Source organism: Psychromonas arctica DSM 14288 (assembly GCF_000482725.1).
Lineage (GTDB): Bacteria > Pseudomonadota > Gammaproteobacteria > Enterobacterales > Psychromonadaceae > Psychromonas > Psychromonas arctica.
The window spans coordinates 42512-59723 of the sequence record NZ_KI519488.1 but is presented as its reverse complement, the minus strand read 5'-3'; the positions used below and the strand labels follow the sequence as shown (position 1 = coordinate 59723).

19 protein-coding genes are annotated in these 17212 nt (G+C 38.2%); 15 read left to right on the top strand and 4 right to left on the bottom strand.

The annotated features are described in order from the left end of the window. Positions 1–267: 267 nt before the first annotated feature. The 12 genes from H592_RS0120395 (at position 268) to modC (ending at position 9744) form a co-directional block, all read left to right on the top strand. On the top strand, positions 268–543 hold the full coding sequence (locus H592_RS0120395; protein ID WP_028870393.1) for a chaperone NapD: 276 nt from the start codon (positions 268–270) through the stop codon (positions 541–543). Continuing rightward, positions 540–3035, top strand: a complete 2496-nt coding sequence (gene napA / locus H592_RS0120390) for a nitrate reductase catalytic subunit NapA (protein ID WP_028870392.1) — start codon at positions 540–542, stop codon at positions 3033–3035. Before H592_RS0120395 ends, napA begins: the two co-directional genes overlap by 4 nt. A gap of 114 nt (positions 3036–3149) precedes the next feature. Continuing rightward, complete coding sequence (locus tag H592_RS0120385) at positions 3150–3617, top strand: nitrate reductase cytochrome c-type subunit (protein ID WP_028870391.1); 468 nt, start codon at positions 3150–3152, stop codon at positions 3615–3617. 15 nt (positions 3618–3632) lie between these two features. After that, positions 3633–4208, top strand: a complete 576-nt coding sequence (locus tag H592_RS0120380; protein ID WP_028870390.1) for a NapC/NirT family cytochrome c — start codon at positions 3633–3635, stop codon at positions 4206–4208. A 145-nt stretch (positions 4209–4353) separates the two neighbouring features. Next, the gene (mobA, locus tag H592_RS0120375; protein ID WP_028870389.1) at positions 4354–5058 is read left to right on the top strand and encodes a molybdenum cofactor guanylyltransferase; all 705 of its coding nucleotides are present in this window, start codon (positions 4354–4356) and stop codon (positions 5056–5058) included. A 262-nt stretch (positions 5059–5320) separates the two neighbouring features. Beyond that, a complete protein-coding gene (moaB, locus tag H592_RS0120370; protein WP_028870388.1) occupies positions 5321–5839 on the top strand; it encodes a molybdenum cofactor biosynthesis protein B in 519 nt (172 codons plus the stop codon). Continuing rightward, positions 5839–6321 (top strand): cyclic pyranopterin monophosphate synthase MoaC, encoded by a 483-nt coding sequence (gene moaC / locus H592_RS0120365; protein WP_028870387.1) that lies wholly within the window; start codon positions 5839–5841, stop codon positions 6319–6321. Before moaB ends, moaC begins: the two co-directional genes overlap by 1 nt. 9 nt (positions 6322–6330) lie before the next feature. Then, positions 6331–6579 (top strand): MoaD/ThiS family protein, encoded by a 249-nt coding sequence (locus tag H592_RS0120360; RefSeq protein ID WP_028870386.1) that lies wholly within the window; start codon positions 6331–6333, stop codon positions 6577–6579. After that, positions 6580–7029 carry a molybdopterin synthase catalytic subunit MoaE gene (gene moaE, locus H592_RS0120355; RefSeq protein ID WP_028870385.1) on the top strand — a complete coding sequence of 150 codons (450 nt, stop codon included), beginning with the start codon at positions 6580–6582 and terminating at the stop codon, positions 7027–7029. A gap of 105 nt (positions 7030–7134) precedes the next feature. After that, positions 7135–7950 carry a molybdate ABC transporter substrate-binding protein gene (gene modA / locus H592_RS23025; RefSeq protein ID WP_051369292.1) on the top strand — a complete coding sequence of 272 codons (816 nt, stop codon included), beginning with the start codon at positions 7135–7137 and terminating at the stop codon, positions 7948–7950. Then, on the top strand, positions 7950–8636 hold the full coding sequence (gene modB, locus H592_RS0120345; protein ID WP_028870384.1) for a molybdate ABC transporter permease subunit: 687 nt from the start codon (positions 7950–7952) through the stop codon (positions 8634–8636). Before modA ends, modB begins: the two co-directional genes overlap by 1 nt. Beyond that, a complete protein-coding gene (modC, locus tag H592_RS0120340) occupies positions 8629–9744 on the top strand; it encodes a molybdenum ABC transporter ATP-binding protein (protein WP_028870383.1) in 1116 nt (371 codons plus the stop codon). The genes modB and modC overlap by 8 nt, the downstream gene beginning before the upstream one ends. A gap of 79 nt (positions 9745–9823) precedes the next feature. On the opposite strand, the gene H592_RS0120335 is transcribed toward modC, so the two are convergent. Next, on the bottom strand, positions 9824–10699 hold the full coding sequence (locus tag H592_RS0120335) for a U32 family peptidase (RefSeq protein WP_028870382.1): 876 nt from the start codon (positions 10697–10699) through the stop codon (positions 9824–9826). Between the two features lie 29 nt (positions 10700–10728). After that, a complete protein-coding gene (gene ubiU / locus H592_RS0120330; RefSeq protein ID WP_028870381.1) occupies positions 10729–11724 on the bottom strand; it encodes a ubiquinone anaerobic biosynthesis protein UbiU in 996 nt (331 codons plus the stop codon). Between the two features lie 267 nt (positions 11725–11991). Between ubiU and ubiT the strand changes: the two genes are divergently transcribed. Both ubiT and H592_RS0120320 read left to right on the top strand, forming a co-directional pair. Continuing rightward, a complete protein-coding gene (gene ubiT, locus H592_RS0120325) occupies positions 11992–12528 on the top strand; it encodes a ubiquinone anaerobic biosynthesis accessory factor UbiT (protein WP_028870380.1) in 537 nt (178 codons plus the stop codon). Positions 12529–12649: 121 nt separating this feature from the next. Then, entirely contained in the window at positions 12650–12943 is a 294-nt protein-coding gene (locus H592_RS0120320) for a YkgJ family cysteine cluster protein (protein WP_028870379.1), read from the top strand. Positions 12944–13124: 181 nt separating this feature from the next. Here the strand turns inward: H592_RS0120320 and epd are convergent, their stop codons facing one another. Further along, a complete protein-coding gene (gene epd, locus H592_RS0120315; RefSeq protein WP_028870378.1) occupies positions 13125–14141 on the bottom strand; it encodes an erythrose-4-phosphate dehydrogenase in 1017 nt (338 codons plus the stop codon). Between the two features lie 600 nt (positions 14142–14741). Between epd and H592_RS0120310 the strand changes: the two genes are divergently transcribed. Further along, complete coding sequence (locus H592_RS0120310; protein WP_028870377.1) at positions 14742–16319, top strand: BCCT family transporter; 1578 nt, start codon at positions 14742–14744, stop codon at positions 16317–16319. A gap of 657 nt (positions 16320–16976) precedes the next feature. Here H592_RS0120310 and H592_RS23020 read toward each other — a convergent pair. Then, positions 16977–17212 (bottom strand): DUF3316 domain-containing protein (locus H592_RS23020; RefSeq protein ID WP_037072388.1); only part of this gene is annotated, 236 nt, incomplete at its 5' end.

The window sequence follows — 17212 nt, the reverse complement described above, 5'->3', positions numbered from 1 at the left end:
CCGAGACGCTGACAAAGCAAATTAACGATAAGCAGTAATAAATCTAACGTTGTGCGCATAGAAGGCGATAATGTTTTATCGGCTTCTATCTGTTGTTTTATCTTTTCGACATTACTCTCAATATCGAGACCACTTACTTTCATTTTGCCTCATCATAGGAATAGGAAGAAAGTAGTTAGAGTAACGACTAAAAAGGATCAATCAAGTTGATCCTTTTTGATCTTCTATAAACTATCAAAAATGTGAATTAGGTGCTGAGTAGTTACAATGAAAGAAGAAGAATTGCATGTATCGAGCTTAATCGTGCATGTTAAATCTGAGCAAATACTAGACCTAACTAACAGCATCAAAACGATGCCTAGAGCGGAATTAGTGACAGTGACAGAGCATGGAAAGGCGATTGTCATTATTGAAGCGGCTAATCAACGCCAAATAATGGAATGCATTGACCAAATTAATGACATTGATGGTGTAGTACACACTAGTCTTGTTTACCACGAGTTTGAAAAATCTACGCAAAATAACAGCGAGGAAATACAATGAAATTTACCAGACGTGAGTTTATGAAAGCACAAGCGGCAGCCTCAGCTGCTGCAGTTGCAGGCATAGCATTACCCGTGTCAGCTAGTAATATTATAGCCAGCAAGGATGCAACTAAAATTAAATGGGAAAAAGCGCCATGTCGCTTTTGTGGAACTGGCTGTAGTGTTTTAGTCGGTACACAGGAAGGTAAAGTGGTAGCAACACAAGGCGACCCTGAGTCCCCTGTGAATAAAGGCCTTAATTGTGTGAAAGGTTATTTCCTTTCTAAAATCATGTACGGTAAAGATCGTTTAACAACGCCACTATTACGTATGAGCAATGGTATTTATGATAAAAATGGTGAATTTGAGCCTGTTTCTTGGGACGTTGCCTTTGATATTATGGCAGTGAAATTCAAAGATGCTTTGAAAAAAACAGGCCCTACAGCAGTAGGTATGTTTGGTTCTGGTCAGTGGACTGTAATGGAAGGTTACGCTGCTAGTAAATTAATGAAAGCGGGTTTTAGAACTAATAACCTTGATCCAAATGCACGTCATTGTATGGCTTCTGCGGTAGGTGGCTTTATGCGTACTTTCGGCATCGATGAGCCAATGGGTTGTTATGATGACTTAGAAAATGCGGATGCATTTGTATTGTGGGGATCGAATATGGCAGAAATGCATCCGATCCTATGGTCTCGTTTAGCTGACCGTCGTTTAAGCAACCCAGATGTAAGCGTACATGTGTTATCTACTTACACACATCGTTCATTTGAGTTAGCTGATAATGGCATGATCTTCACGCCACAAACTGACCTTGCAATATTAAACTTCATCGCTAATTACATCATTCAAAATGATGCGGTAAATAAAGACTTTGTTAGCAAACATACTAACTTCCGTAAAGGGACAACCGATATTGGTTATGGTTTACGTCCAGAACACCCATTACAACAAGCGGCTAAAAATCCGGATTCTGGTGCTTCAACACCAATGACCTTTGATGAGTTTGCTGAATATGTGTCTGAATTTGATGTCGAATATGCAGAAAAAATGTCAGGTGTCCCAGCTGATAAACTCATTAAATTAGCTAAGATTTACGCAGATCCTAAAATTAAAGTGACCTCTTACTGGACCATGGGATTCAATCAACATACGCGTGGTGTATGGGCTAATAACTTGATGTACAACATCCATTTATTAACCGGTAAAATTTCTCAACCTGGTTCAGGTCCATTCTCTTTAACGGGCCAACCTTCTGCTTGTGGTACTGCTCGTGAAGTAGGTACTTTCTCGCATCGTTTACCTGCCGATTTAGTAGTTAAAAACCCTAAACATCGTGCAATAGCAGAAAAAATTTGGAAATTACCAGAAGGCACTATTGAAGCAAAACCTGGTTATCATGCTGCTTTACAAAACCGTATGTTAAAAGACGGTAAATTAAATGCTTACTGGGTAATGTGTAATAACAACGTACAAGCTGCTGCAAATATTAATGAAGAAGTGATTCCGGGTTACCGTAATCCTGATAACTTTATTGTGGTATCTGACCCTTATCCAACCGTGACTGCACAATTAGGTGACTTAATTTTACCAACGGCAATGTGGGTAGAAAAAGAAGGTGCTTATGGTAATGCTGAGCGTCGAACTCAAGTTTGGCATCAACAGGTTAAGTCACCTGAAGGTGCAAAATCAGATTTATGGCAAATTATGGAGTTTGCTAAACGCTTCAAAATTGAAGAAGTATGGGATGCAGACCTGATTGCAAAAATGCCTGAAGTGAAAGGCAAAACTATGTACGACGTACTTTACCGTAATGGTCAAGTCGATGCATTTGGTCTAGATGAAGTGAAAGACGAGCAACTAAATGACGAAGCGCGTCACTTTGGTTTCTATGTACAAAAAGGACTGTTTGAAGAGTACGCAAGCTTTGGTCGTGGCCACGGTCATGATTTAGCACCATACGACAGATACCATGAAGTACGTGGTTTACGCTGGCCAGTGGTTGATGGCAAAGAAACGAAATGGCGTTTCCGTGAAGGTTCTGATCCTTACGTAGAAAAAGGAACTGAGTATCAGTTTTATGGCCATAAAGATAAACGAGCGATTATCTTTGCATTACCCTATGAACCAGCAGCTGAGTCTCCAGATGAAGAGTACGATTTATGGTTAAGCACTGGTCGTGTACTAGAGCATTGGCATTCAGGTTCAATGACTCGACGTGTACCTGAGTTATATAAAGCCTTTCCTGATGCTGTTGTGTTTATGCACCCAGATGATGCACAACAACGTGGTTTACGTCGTGGAGATGAAATTGTGATGGCTTCAAGACGTGGTGAATTAACCTCTCGTGTTGAAACACGAGGACGTAACCGTCCACCAAAAGGGTTGGTATTTATGCCATGGTTTGATGCCAAACAGTTAACTAATAAGTTAACTCTTGATGCAACTGATCCGTTATCAAAACAAACCGATTACAAAAAATGTGCTGTAAAAGTTACTAAAAAAGCGTAATTAAGCAACGCTAATAAAAGAATGCTACTTGGATGATGCAAGTAGCGTAAGCAACACATGTACTCTATTAAATGGACTCTTTGTTATAAAAATATAACAAGATGGAGAAAAGCAATGAAAAAATTTATCACAGCGATTTTTACTGCATCAGTGATCGCATTATCTGTACCTAGTGTTTACAGTGCCGATGATGTTGTTATGTCAAATAATGGTGGTGTGCCATCTCTACGTGGTTTAGTTGAAATATCAGACGTTAATCAATCGGAAGCACTTAAAAAAGTGCCAAGAGAACAGCATCTTATGGATCGTAACTATGTTCAGCAACCACCAATGATTCCACACTCTATTCGTGGTTATCAAGTGAATTTAAATGCTAACAAATGTTTATCATGTCATAGCTTTAAAAATGCAGGTGCGATGGGAGCGACTAAAGTCAGTGTAACTCACTTTATTACTCGTGAAGGTACAACATTGTCTGATGTTTCACCTCGCCGTTACTTTTGTTTACAGTGTCATGTGACACAAGCAGATGCTAAGCCTCTGGTTGATAATACATTCACACCGGTAGATTCATTACGCTAAGCGGGAGCACAAATTATGCTTAAACTATTAAAGCGTTTATGGGTGATCATGAAATCACCTTCGACCGCCTCATTTGGATTTATTCTAGTGATTGGCTTTTTAGGTGGGATCATCTTCTGGGGTGGTTTTAATACCGGCATGGAAGCAACTAATACCGAAGCATTTTGTTCTGGTTGTCATGCTCCGATTGTTAAAGAGATCCGTGAAACTATCCATTATTCAAATCGCTCTGGTGTACGTGCTATTTGTTCAGACTGTCATGTACCACATAATTGGACAGATAAAATTGTTCGTAAAGTACAGGCATCTAAAGAGTTGGTTGCATTTGCAATGGGCACCATTGATACAGATGAAAAATTTAAAGCTCGGCGTGCGCATTTAGCTAATCGCGAATGGCAAAGGATGAAAGAAAATAACTCACAGGAATGTCGTAACTGTCATCAGTTTGAATATATGGATTTCAGTGAACAAGGTAAACGTAGTGTGAGTCAACATTCAACAGCACTTGCTTCAGGCGACAAAACCTGTGTTGATTGTCACAAGGGTATTGCGCATCAATTACCTGATATGAAAGGCATAGAAGGCTGGTAAATTAGACGTTATACTAATATAAAAAAGGAGCTTTAAGCTCCTTTTTTATTGCCTAGATCCGCATCCTAGAATCGCATTATAGTTACAAGGATAATAGTTGCTAGGCAAAATCGATTTTATAAACACAACACCATTAGGAACCAATGTGAACATAGCGGGTATCGTATTAGCGGGTGGGCAATCATCTAGAATGGGGCAGGACAAAGCCAAACTTACTATTGAAGATCATACATTATTATCACGTGCAGTTAATTTATTACAGGCTGCAGGTTTTGAGGATTGTTACGTTAGCGGTGATTACCAAGGGTTTAATTGTATCGTAGATACACAATCTGAGTTGGGGCCCATTGCAGGCATAGCAACTTGTGCGACACAACTTAGTGAGCAAAAGCAGGGGGGGCCATCGGTTGATCATTCTCTGCATAGTAGATCAGAGCATTCCTCTCGAGAATATTGCAACACGCAACAAAGTAAAAAATATGATGCATTATTTATTATGCCAGTGGATATGCCGTTATTAGCGGTAGAAGATTGTAAAAAATTACTGCAACATTTTATAAAGCAATTTACAAATCAATCTATTACAGGTAAACAAGGCGTATATTACAAAGAAACGACGTTTCCAATGTTATTATCGCTGAATGATACATTATTAACCTATTTAGATCAGGCACTCAGCGCTGTAGATAAAAAACAGCGTTCTTTATATCGTTTAATTGAAACGTTAAATATAGAGGCAATAAGTCAACAGCAAGTTGACCTATTTAGGTTTGAAAATACCAACACGCCGGAGCAATGGCAGCGTTGTTTGGTAACCTATAGTAAGATGCAGACGGACAAGTTTAAGTAGTCGTTTTACAGCACTTTAAAAGTCGTCTTACACAGTTTTAAAAAGTTATTTGAGCACTAATACTCCTCAATTTGATACAACAAAAAAAACTACAGTGCCACCGATTTTAGAAAAAATAGGGTTTAATAAATCGGTACAGACAACATTAATGCAGTTATTTTTTGATAAAGTAAGCCTATTAATGAGTGTGATAGCTACTATGACAAATGCTATTCTGATTTACCCAGAACAAAGCAACCATTTAAAAATTATAAGGATTAACATGAGCCATCTATCAAGCAAAGAATTCACGCCTGCTAATATTGCAGTCTTAACCGTTTCAGATACTCGTAACGAATCTACAGATACTTCAGGTGGTTACTTAGTTGAGGCGCTAAAGGCAGCAGGGCACCAATTAACAGATAAACAAATAGTGATTGATGACCCTTATAAAATTCGTGCAGTTGTTTCGCAATGGATAGCAGATGATAAGACCGAAGTGATCATGATCACGGGGGGAACAGGATTCACTGCTCGTGATACTACGCCTGAAGCTGTATCCGTATTATTTGATAAACAAGTGGAAGGCTTTGGTGAGTTATTTCGCGCTGTGTCTTACCAAGAAATTGGTTCTTCAACGATTCAAAGTCGTGCATTAGCTGGGTTTGCTAATAATACTGTTATTTTTTGTATGCCAGGTTCAACTGGGGCATGTAAAACGGCATGGACAAAAATCATTGTCGAGCAAATCAACGCACAGCATAAACCATGTAACTTTATGCCGCATTTAGGAGCTAAATAATGCCTGCAACTTTTACTCACATTAACCAAGACGGCAAAGCGAATATGGTGGATGTTACTGCAAAAGAAGTGACCGTCCGTCAAGCGATTGCCGAAGCTTATGTGGATATGTCACCGGAAACACTTGCCTTGATTGTTAATGGTCAACACCATAAAGGTGATGTATTTGCGACTGCCCGTATAGCAGGTATTATGGCTGCTAAAAAAACCTCTGATTTAATACCACTTTGTCACCCATTGGCATTAACAAAAGTGGAAGTAAATATCACAGCAGAAACAGAGATGAACCGAGTACGTATTGAAAGCTTATGTAAATTATCTGGCAAAACCGGCGTTGAAATGGAAGCACTAACCGCCGCTTCAGTTGCTGCATTAACTATTTATGACATGTGTAAAGCAATTCAAAAAGATATGGTTATTTCCGCAGTGAAATTATTAGAGAAAACAGGTGGGAAATCAGGCCACTTTAAAGCCGTGGAATAGGGAACTAGGATGATTAAAGTACTATTTTTTGCCAAGTTAAGTGAACAGCTAGGTGTTAGAGAATTACAAGTTGATGCAAAAAATGCTGAAGATACTAAGCAATTATTTACTCACTTGCTAAACCATAAAACAGAATGGGCGTCTATTTTAACTAGCCAACCTTGTTTAAAAGCGGTTAACCAAGCGATGGTAGCTAATGACGTACCTTTAAAAGATGGTGATGAAGTGGCTTATTTTCCTCCCGTTACAGGAGGTTAAATGATCAGTGTTCAGGAGTTAGATTTTAACCAACAGGTTGAGTACGACCGCTTAAAAAGCACCACTAAAATAGGAGCTATCGTAACATTTACTGGATTGGTTCGAGATATTAACGAAGGTCAAGGTGTCAGTGATCTCGCATTAGAGCATTATCCAGGGATGACAGAAAAATGTTTACAGGATATTGTTCAGCAAGCACAGCAGCGTTGGAATATCATTGACTTTACCATTATCCACCGCGTGGGGCAGTTGACTATTTCTGATCAAATTGTGTTTGTTGGTATTGCAAGCCAACATCGTGGTGATGCTTTCGCAGCTTGTGAATTCATTATGGATTATTTAAAAACACAGGCTCCATTTTGGAAAAAAGAAACCATGGCAAACGGTGAAACTAAATGGGTAGATGCAAGAGAACACGATCAACATGCACTGACGAAGTGGCAAAGTTAAGTCGCAAGCTAGTGAGATTTCTTTCAAACTTAATCTAAGACTGCTGAAAGTAGATTGAAGTTATAAGTGGCATAGCACATAAACGTAATACCAAGGTGGAAATAAATGTTAAAGAGATTAAATAAGCGTTTTTTATGTTTTGTGATGTTGCTTGTTAGCTCATTAATGACCGCAAATGTTATAGCTGCTGTGATAGAAATAAAGCCGCTTGAGTCACTGAATAATCAAAAGACGGCTGAAAATATTAAAGCACTTAATCTTGAACCCTTAAATATTGCCGTTGCTAGTAACTTTAAAGTCGCCGCGTTAGATATTGCTCGACAGTTCACCGAACAGTTTGCTATTGAGGTTAATATTTCCAGTGCTTCCACCGCGACCCTTTACCAACAAATATTACGCGGCGCTCCCTTTGACCTGTTTTTATCGGCGGACCAAAAACATGTACAATTATTGGTTGAAGCGAATAAAACAGCGCAGCACCTTGGTTTCATTTATGCTCAAGGACGGTTAGTGTTTTGGCAACCAGCACTTAACCATCAACCTACACTAGATGATTTTATGACTTATCAAGATAGGCTTGCTATTGCTAACCCTAAGTTTGCCCCCTATGGCATCGCAGCCCAGCAAGCACTAAATTTTACTAAAAAATGGCAAACGCAACCTTACGTTAAAGGTAATAATATTAATCAAGCTTTTCAGTTTGTTGCTTCTAAAAGTGTTGCCGCGGGTTTAGTGTCTTACGCCGCGGTGATTCAAAAACAGCAAACACATTATGTATTGATTCCTCCGCAGTGGCACCAACCTATTACCCAATACGGTGTGATCATCAATGATCAAAAAAGTCAGCAAGCGGAGTTGTTTAAGCAATTTTTACTGTCCTCCACGATACAAAAGCAAGTTGCACAACAAGGTTATAATTGATGCTCAGCGCAGGTGATTATCAAGCGATTTGGCTGACTTTAAAGTTAGCAGGACTCACCACTATTTTGTTGATGATAATGGCACCACCATTAGCTTGGTGGTTAGCACGCAGCAAAGCAAAGTTACGTCCTTTAATTGAGTCGTTGGTGGCATTACCCTTAATCTTGCCGCCAACGGTACTTGGCTTTTATCTGTTAATCGCCTTTTCGCCGGAACATTTTTTAGGGCAGTGGTGGCTGAGTTTTAATGAAACCTCATTGGCTTTTTCATTTACAGGTTTAGTTATCGCTTCAGTGATATATTCACTTCCCTTTGTAGTACAACCATTACAAAGTGCTTTTGTTCACCTCGATAAGACCTATTTAGAAGTTAGTTCCACCCTTGGTTATGGAAAGTATGAACGGTTATACAAAATAATTTTCCCGATGTTATTACCTAGCTTTATTATTGCAGGTGCATTGGGCTTTGCACATACCATTGGCGAATTTGGCGTGGTGTTGATGATTGGCGGGAACATTCCAGGGGAAACACAGGTCTTATCTATCTTATTATTTGACCATGTGGAATCTTTACAATATAGCTCTGCACATCAACTTTCATTTATTTTATTAGTATTTTCAATGTCACTGCTGGTGGTCATTTATGGTTTCTTGCAAAAGCGTCAGCAACGGGTGTTAAATGCTTAAGTTCGATATTCAAAAAACCTTCAAAATTAACAGCGCAACAACCCACAAGAGTAGAACATTGCACTTTAAAGGTGAGCTAAATTTATCCGGAGTGTGTGCTATTTTTGGTGATTCAGGCGCGGGTAAAACAACCTTATTACGTTGTTTAATTGGTTTAGAACAATGCACAGGGCAGATCCATTTTCAACAGCAAATTTGGTTGAATCAACCTGAAAGCAATAATGTTAGGTCTAAAAGTGCGGTTCACAAACCATTGCTGGTGGCGGTGGAGAAAAGAAACATTGGTGTGGTTTTTCAAGAGCCTAGATTATTCCCGCATTTAAATGTACAACAAAACTTACAACTGGCGGTTAATAAATCCGAAAACAGTACCTTTACTATTCAAGAACTGGCTGAAAAGTTAGGCTTTAAGGAATTGCTAAATCACCAGACGACACAACTTTCCGGAGGCCAAAAGCAACGTATCGCTATTGCGCGTGCGTTATTAACTAACCCGCAATTACTGGTGATGGATGAACCTCTTTCGTCATTAGACGCAAGTAGCAAACAGCTGTTATTACCTTTTATTAAACAAATTAGTGAACGTATTCCGATTTTGTATATTACTCACTCAGAACATGAGCTATTTTATCTGAGTAAACAAATGGTATTGGTTAATAATGGCCAAATAGAAGCAATTGGTGAGCCGCAACAACTGTTTTTAGACAGTGAATTATCATTGATTAAGTTTGCTCATCAAGGCTTGATTTTAAACGTATTAGTTAAAAAATTCGATTCAGACGAAGGTTTGATAAAGGGCTGTTTAGATGGACAAACCTTATTTATATCAGCTGACCAAGCACCATTAACAACGCAAATACAGGTGAAAATTAATAGCCGAGATGTGATCGTTGCACTTAAACCGATTGTGGGGAGTTCCTTATTAAATTGTATCGCCGCACAGGTGATAGATTTTTCTCAAGATCAACAAAAAGCGGTGATATTAACATTAAAAATTAACTCACAATTTATCTATGCTTATATAACCTTACGCTCATTTAACAAACTTAATCTCGCTATCGGCAGTAACGTTTTTGCGCATGTAAAAACCATGAGTATCATTAATTAGCTATGTCATCATAGAGCCGCCACAGCAATGCGGCGACTAATATATAACGGCTAACCTGAGGACTCTGGTTGAATACTTATTACTGTAAAGAAAGGCCTGCGATTTGATGCCAATAGCCATTACATTGTAAATTATCGTGTTTAATTATTTGCTGGTCGCCTAGGATTTGCTGCTTAAACTGCTGTACAGTTGTTAAGCTATCCAACGAGCTTGGGCTAACGCGTATAACATCCACTAATCCTTTCATGCTTTCAACATCATTTAATAAGTTATAACAATAACCTGATTGTGTTTGTATCCCATTTAAAACAAAGACTTGTTGCCCTTCTTGAGTACTTGTAATACGACCTTGCGGGTACTTAATACAACATAACTCACAGTCATCTTTAGCTTTGTTTTCTGAGCGAGCAGTAAAGCAACGTGCAGAATAAGCGAGCGGTATATGGCCGTGGGCAAAGACCTCCACTTCAAAATGTTCGCGGATCCCCATCGCTTGTGCATCAGTTAATGCTTTTTGTAGCCAGTCACGGGAAAGCTCTACTGGCATAACCCAACGTTGCATTCCTTGGTTAACAAATAATTTAAGCACATGTGCGTTATAACAATTAATGGCAGGACCACAAACAAAGGGGACTTTCTTTTCAGATAATAATTGAATCGCACCAATATCGTTGGCTTCAACGGAAAGTTCACCATTTTCACAAAGTTGCTTTAATACTTTTACTTCAGAAGGTGCCTCTAAAAGCGCCATACTTGATAATACGATTTCTTTACCCTGATTATTTAAGGCTTTAGCTAGGCTTATCCAATCACGTGCTTTTAACTCGCGACGTTTACTACACACAGTTTCACCCAAATAAATGATATCAGCATCACTGTTTAGTGCTTGTTGATAAAAATCTTCAGTGGTTTGTTTTGGCCAGTAATATAATAAAGGCCCTAATGATAATTTCATAAATTTCCCTGTTTTAAACCGTTAGCACACTATTGCCAGTCACGATGGTAGGCACCTAAAGTGGTTTGGCTGCCCTCTGAAACATTCGCTAATACCGCATCCCAATCTTTTTTAACTTGGTAACGTTGCGGAGCTTGTTGATAGCTATCAATAGCGGCTCGCCAAACACGCGTAATTTGTTCAACATAAGCAGGGCTACGTTGACGGCCTTCAATTTTGACTGAGGTGATACCGGTTTCCATTAATTCAGGGATCATCGATAAAGTATTAAGGCTGGTGGGTTCCTCTAGTGCGTGGTAAAGCTGATCATCTACGATAAATTTACCTTTACATAAGGTTGGGTAACCGGCTTTTTCGTTGCTTTGGTAACGATCTATTAAAATGTTATTTAAACGAGACTCTAAGCCGTTATCTGTTTCTTGCCAGCGAACATATTTAGCAGGAGAACATGCACCCACCGTATTAGGTGATTCACCGGTAAAGTAAGAGGATAAATAGCAACGACCTTCCGCCATAATGCATAAACTACCAAAGGCAAACACTTCTAAATCAACATCGGTATTACGTGATAACTGTTTTACTTGATGAATGGATAACACTCTTGGCAGAACAACGCGTTTGATATTAAAGTTTTTTTGATAAAAATCGATGGCAGCGGTGTTAGTGGCTGATGCTTGTACCGATAAATGTAACTCTAATTCAGGGTATTTATTAACCGCATAATCCAACGTCGCAATATCAGCAATAATGGCGGCATTTGCGCCTAAATCAACACATTTGTCGACGGCATTAAACCATCGTTTTTGTTCACCTGGGTGCGCAAAAGTATTAATGGCAACATGTAAATGTTTGTTATGGTCTTGAACATACTGCGCCCCTTTAGCCAACTTTTTATCGTTAAAATTTAAACCAGCAAAATGACGCGCGTTGGTATCATCTTTTAATCCCACATAGACGGCATCAGCACCGCAATCGATAGCGGTTTTTAATGCGGGCAAACTACCTGCTGGACATAAAAGCTCCATGTTATTTCCTTTAGTAATTTTCAATGGGGTTATTGTAAAAAAAGTGATGATAGTTTTATTGATATAGGGCAGGCAAACACGATTCATTTAGCTATGTTGACCTGTTTTATTCTGTTTTGAGTTAATTACTTACAAACAATCGTCTAATTGATCACCGTTAAATTGATTTAAGCCAAGTCGTCCTTTTAGAGGCACGTTTATAATCAGCCAAATTAAAAATTAATGGTTGCTTGTCCTAGAAAAAGACAACATTTAATAAGGAAATCCATGTTCACTCCATTACGCAATAAAATACAGCAACAATTGGTAGTTAAAACACCGTCTTTATTAGCATTACCGAGTCGTTTTTTACCTTTTTCAGTTCAACAAAAGTGTTTAAGTAGCATTGTGAGTTGTGTGTTTAAAGAAGCTATTGAAGATGGGGACCTTGAATTTTTACAACAAAAATGGCTAAAAGTGACCATTAGTGACCTAAATCTGAGTTGGTATTTAAGTTTCAAAAATAACCATATTATTATCAAGCAAAATGCACCGCAGACAGATGTCTCTTTTACCGCAACTGTGAATGATTTAATTTTAGTGGCAGGTAGAAAAGAAGATCCTGATACTTTGTTCTTTCAACGCCGTTTAAGTATTGAAGGTGATACAGAATTGGGGTTAGAAGTTAAAAACTTAATGGATAATATTGAATTTGAACAGTTACCGTCATTGGCAGAAAAAACACTCGCGCACTTTTCAGGTTTTGTAAAAAAAGGGTTAGCCTTGAATACAGAGGATCTTTCAACTAAAAATATCGTTGCATAATATAAAATCAGAATGTTTAACGTAAAATCAGAGTGTTTAAGGTAAAAAATAAACATCAAACTATCTTTTACATACGTAGCCCTATAGGCTTAGCACTTTGATGTTAACTAATTGTGAAAAAATGACCAACCCGATCCCAATAAAAGAAGTGAATAGCCCTGATTTAACCTGCTCTAAATGTAAAGCTGCTTGTTGTCAGTTAGAGGTCATGTTAATTACCGATACAGGTGTGCCTGAACGGTTTATTAAGCGCGATCAATGGGGTGGGGAAACTATGAAACGTTTAGATGATGGTTGGTGTATCTGTGTTGATCGAGAAACAAAGCTGTGTACTATCTATGAGAATAGGCCTTGGGTTTGTAGGATTTTTGAAATGGGCTCTTATGAATGCAGTATTGAATTCATTGAAGCTTAATGTACGAAGCCTAATGTACGAAACCTAGTATATTGAAGCCTGATTATCAAAGCTTAGTGCACCGAAGCTTAGTGCACTGAAGAATAGTTTTTAAGCTAAATCATCGTGATGAATATTTCTGTTATTAAATGGTTTAACATCTAAACACCTTTTGTGTACCGCGTTTAGATGTTAACAATGACTACTCAGCTAATTTTTTAAAGTGTAGGCAAGTATCTAATAAACGATTTGCAAATCCCCATTCATTATCACACCACACCAATAGTTTTACTAAATGCCCATCACTTACTCGAGTCTGCGTTCCATCAATAATGCACGAACGAGGATCATGATTAAAATCGACAGACACCAAAGGTGCTTCCGTATAACCTAAAATACCTTTTAATTCGGTTTCTGCTATTTGTTTCAAGCAGGCATTAATGTCCGCAATCGAAACTTTACTATCAACAGTGATGCTCAGATCCATTGCGGTGACATTAATGGTTGGAACACGCACGGCAATGGCTTCGAACTTATTCGCAAACTTAGGCAAAATACGTTCAATACCGGCTGCTAATTTGGTATCCACTGGAATAATAGACTGGCTGGCTGCACGTGTTCGACGTAAATCATGATGGTAAGAGTCGATCACAGGTTGGTCATTCATCGCAGAATGGATCGTGGTGATCGTGCCACACTTAATAGTAAATGCACTGTCTAGGCTGGCAATAACTGGCACAATACAGTTAGTGGTACAGGATGCGCCGGAGATATATTGCTCATCACCAGTTAATTGCTGGTGGTTAACACCATACACGACTGTGGCATCAACATCCTGGTCGGCAGGATGAGAGAAAATGACTTTTTTTGCCCCTGCTAATATATGTGCATCTGCATCTGCTTTTGTGCCATATAATCCAGTACAATCAATCACAATATCAATATCAAGTGCTTGCCAAGGCAGTTCATCAATTTCTTTAAATGCAAGCAACTGAATAGGGTGGTGTTCAATAATCAGTAAGTTATGGCTTTGTGAAACTTCAAAAGGAAAGCGACCATGGGTCGAGTCATATTGCGTTAAATGACAAATCGCTTCCGGTGTCGCCAATTCATTGATCGCGACAATATCGATTTGTGTTTGATGATTTCCCTCAAATAATGCACGAACAACACTACGTCCAATACGCCCATAACCATTTATTGCAATTCGAAGTGACATTTACATTCCATTTGAAATAAGTAAAAAAATCATTGTAATAAAAAAGCCAATAATTATCTATCAATTACCCATTTTTAAGCGTTTCAAATTTCATTTTAAATAAAATTGATTAGATAGTTATAACAATAAGTTATACATTTATTATTTGAATCCGAGTGATTCTAAGTGAAGTTATAGTGAATCGAAGCTTAGTATTTTAAAGGAGGTAATCAAACGTACAATAAAAGTATGACAGAGAAAGGGGGATTGCTAGTAAACCTACTCACACTGAAGAAGTCTCACGTTAAGTATGCTGCTTGAATCTAAATCTAATAATCAAACGTACAATAAAGACTATTGCGAATAAAAAATAAATATTTGTAAATATCTCTTTGTTTTTTTAATACCTCACAATAGCGGTACACGGGCAACAGTTTAACCATTTAGTTCCTGACTAAGGCGTGTTTTTAGCTTGATTTTAGATAAATATGATTTAATTATGGATGTTCCACTGAAATGTAACATTCATTTTGTTACTATGTTTCGCCGAAACACGTTTGTTATCATTTATTCGGTAATATGGATTAATAATTAAGAGCGGTTTGCTCTAAATGAGGAATAATGAGTTTAAATAAAGATAAATACAGTATCGATAACACCGATTACACTGTAGGTCAGGATAACGTTCAAAAATGGGGATTTGATGTTCATAACCCTGTTTTTGGATTTAGTGCAGGTTTAATTGCCCTGTTTTTAATTGCGATTATGGTAGTTGATCCAGAAGTTTCAAAAGCGGCATTAGATGGAATAAAATGGCAAATTATCGGCGCATTTGATGGCCTATTTATGTGGTCTGCAAATATATTTGTTATTTTCTGTTTGGTTTTAATTGTTTCACCTTACGGTAAAATCCGTCTTGGTGGTCATGATGCTAAAAGTGATTATACAACCATGTCATGGATTTCAATGCTTTTTGCTGCAGGTATGGGTATTGGATTGATGTTCTGGGGCGTTGCAGAACCTGTCGCGTATTTCACTGGTTGGTATGAAACACCATTAAATGTAACACCTAATACACCGGAAGCAGCAAAACTGGCATTAGGTGCAACGATGTTCCATTGGGGTCTACACCCTTGGGCTATCTATGGTGTAGTTGCATTGTCATTAGCATTTTTTGCTTATAACAAAGGTTTACCACTTTCAATGCGATCTATTTTTTACCCTATCTTAGGTGATCGTACTTGGGGTATTGCTGGTCATATCGTTGATATTTTGGCTGTTATCGCTACCTTATTTGGCCTAGCAACATCATTAGGTTTAGGTGCACAACAAGCTGCAAGTGGATTCCATCATGTATTCGGTATTGACTCTGGCTTAACCACGCAGATTATTATCATTGTAGTGGTGACCCTGTTAGCGGTAGTTTCAGTTGTACGTGGTATTGATGGTGGTGTTAAAGTCATCAGTAATATCAATATGCTGTTAGCTATTGTTTTAGTATTGTTTGTAGCACTAGTGACAATGGCAGTGTCGATGGGGACTATTCCTACTACTGTAATGGGCTACATAGAAAATATCATTCCACTAAGTAATCCTATGGGTCGTGAAGACGAAGCTTGGATGCACGGTTGGACAGTTTTCTATTGGGCGTGGTGGATTTCATGGTCACCATTTGTAGGTATGTTTATTGCGCGTATTTCTCGTGGCCGTACTGTCCGTGAATTCTTAATGGCTGTACTTATCATTCCAACCACTGTGACTATTCTTTGGATGTCAGTATTTGGTGGTGTGGCGATCGATCAAGTGATTAACAATGTTGGTGAACTAGGTACTAACGGTTTAACTGAAGTACCATTAGCGATGTTCCAAATGTTTGATCAATTACCATTTGGTAGCATGCTTTCATTATTGGCTGTTGTGTTAGTGTTGGTATTCTTCATTACCTCTTCTGACTCTGGTTCTTTAGTGATCGATAGTATTACAGCCGGTGGTAAAGTTGATGCGCCTGTTCCACAACGTGTTTTCTGGGCGTTAATTGAAGGTGCTATTGCGGCTGCATTACTGTGGGTTGGTGGTACAGAAGCGATTCAGGCACTGCAAGCTGGAGCAATTTCCACTGCATTACCATTCACCATTATTTTGTTAATTATGTGTGTTAGCTTAATCATGGGAATGAGAACGGAACCGCGTGATAAATAATTTATGGATTAGTTGAACACGCTAGACTATAAGTAGGTTTTATAAGGCCGATTAATCAATGATTAATCGGCCTTTTTTGTTTGTACTTTTTAAAAACTATTTTTAATAGTGTCAATCGTCTTCTTGTAATTGTAAAAAATTGCTTGTCTCAAATAACCGGTCTTTTACGAATATTACAACGTCGCCCTATATCAAAATAAGAGGTTTCGAGTTGTCTACCCAGAAGTAAAAACGAAGGGACCTTTTATATTGGGTATAAAGTCTTGATTTAATCCGTTAGCACTTAGCATTTTTTAACCTTTCTTCAACCTTTTATCGCTTTTTGATTGTTAAAGAAAATAGGGGATGGGATTAAAGATTGACTAGAAAAATGAACAGATTTAAGGTAGAAAATTGCTTTCAATAGGTTGCTCTCTGCGCTACATTTCTAATGTAGAAATACTCCATTAACCAACAAGAATGATCCTCTTCTGCACATTTGCTATTACCAATAAGATCGGTAAAAATATTTAGCTGGTTTACTCGTTACCCGATTGCTAGTTGGTAGCGGCTAATGGCAGGCATCAAAATAAATAAACAAAAAAATGCCGCTAACTATGTAAGTCAACGGCATTTTCGGTGAAGAACCTTTTCTTATCGTTATAACGATAAACTAAATTAGTTTTGTGTTTTGATTGTAGTGAAGTGGTAATCCACATCAACCACTGCACGGTAAGCAACTTGATCACGTGTTTGAGCGAACTCTTGGATCGTTACTTTTGATTTATCAATGGTTAAGTCTTGTGCTGGTGAATTGCTGATCACAGTTAGTTCGTGACGTAATTCATTAGCAGGTAATTTTTTTAGACCATCGATGTAATCAAAACCAGCATCATAAGCGGCTGCTTTATCTG

Excerpts from the sequence above, each read along its gene's own strand:
- moaE (WP_028870385.1), top strand. The coding sequence starts at position 6,580 with ATGATCAGTGTTCAGGAGTTAGATTTTAACCAACAGGTTGAGTACGAC.
- moaB (WP_028870388.1), top strand. The coding sequence starts at position 5,321 with ATGAGCCATCTATCAAGCAAAGAATTCACGCCTGCTAATATTGCAGTC.
- H592_RS0120380 (WP_028870390.1), top strand. The coding sequence starts at position 3,633 with ATGCTTAAACTATTAAAGCGTTTATGGGTGATCATGAAATCACCTTCG.
- H592_RS0120335 (WP_028870382.1), bottom strand. The coding sequence starts at position 10,699 with ATGAAATTATCATTAGGGCCTTTATTATATTACTGGCCAAAACAAACC.
- modC (WP_028870383.1), top strand. The coding sequence starts at position 8,629 with ATGCTTAAGTTCGATATTCAAAAAACCTTCAAAATTAACAGCGCAACA.
- H592_RS0120385 (WP_028870391.1), top strand. The coding sequence starts at position 3,150 with ATGAAAAAATTTATCACAGCGATTTTTACTGCATCAGTGATCGCATTA.
- ubiU (WP_028870381.1), bottom strand. The coding sequence starts at position 11,724 with ATGGAGCTTTTATGTCCAGCAGGTAGTTTGCCCGCATTAAAAACCGCT.
- H592_RS0120310 (WP_028870377.1), top strand. The coding sequence starts at position 14,742 with ATGAGTTTAAATAAAGATAAATACAGTATCGATAACACCGATTACACT.
- H592_RS0120320 (WP_028870379.1), top strand. The coding sequence starts at position 12,650 with ATGACCAACCCGATCCCAATAAAAGAAGTGAATAGCCCTGATTTAACC.
- moaC (WP_028870387.1), top strand. The coding sequence starts at position 5,839 with ATGCCTGCAACTTTTACTCACATTAACCAAGACGGCAAAGCGAATATG.
- H592_RS0120360 (WP_028870386.1), top strand. The coding sequence starts at position 6,331 with ATGATTAAAGTACTATTTTTTGCCAAGTTAAGTGAACAGCTAGGTGTT.
- modB (WP_028870384.1), top strand. The coding sequence starts at position 7,950 with ATGCTCAGCGCAGGTGATTATCAAGCGATTTGGCTGACTTTAAAGTTA.
- napA (WP_028870392.1), top strand. The coding sequence starts at position 540 with ATGAAATTTACCAGACGTGAGTTTATGAAAGCACAAGCGGCAGCCTCA.
- epd (WP_028870378.1), bottom strand. The coding sequence starts at position 14,141 with ATGTCACTTCGAATTGCAATAAATGGTTATGGGCGTATTGGACGTAGT.
- H592_RS0120395 (WP_028870393.1), top strand. The coding sequence starts at position 268 with ATGAAAGAAGAAGAATTGCATGTATCGAGCTTAATCGTGCATGTTAAA.
- ubiT (WP_028870380.1), top strand. The coding sequence starts at position 11,992 with ATGTTCACTCCATTACGCAATAAAATACAGCAACAATTGGTAGTTAAA.
- modA (WP_051369292.1), top strand. The coding sequence starts at position 7,135 with ATGTTAAAGAGATTAAATAAGCGTTTTTTATGTTTTGTGATGTTGCTT.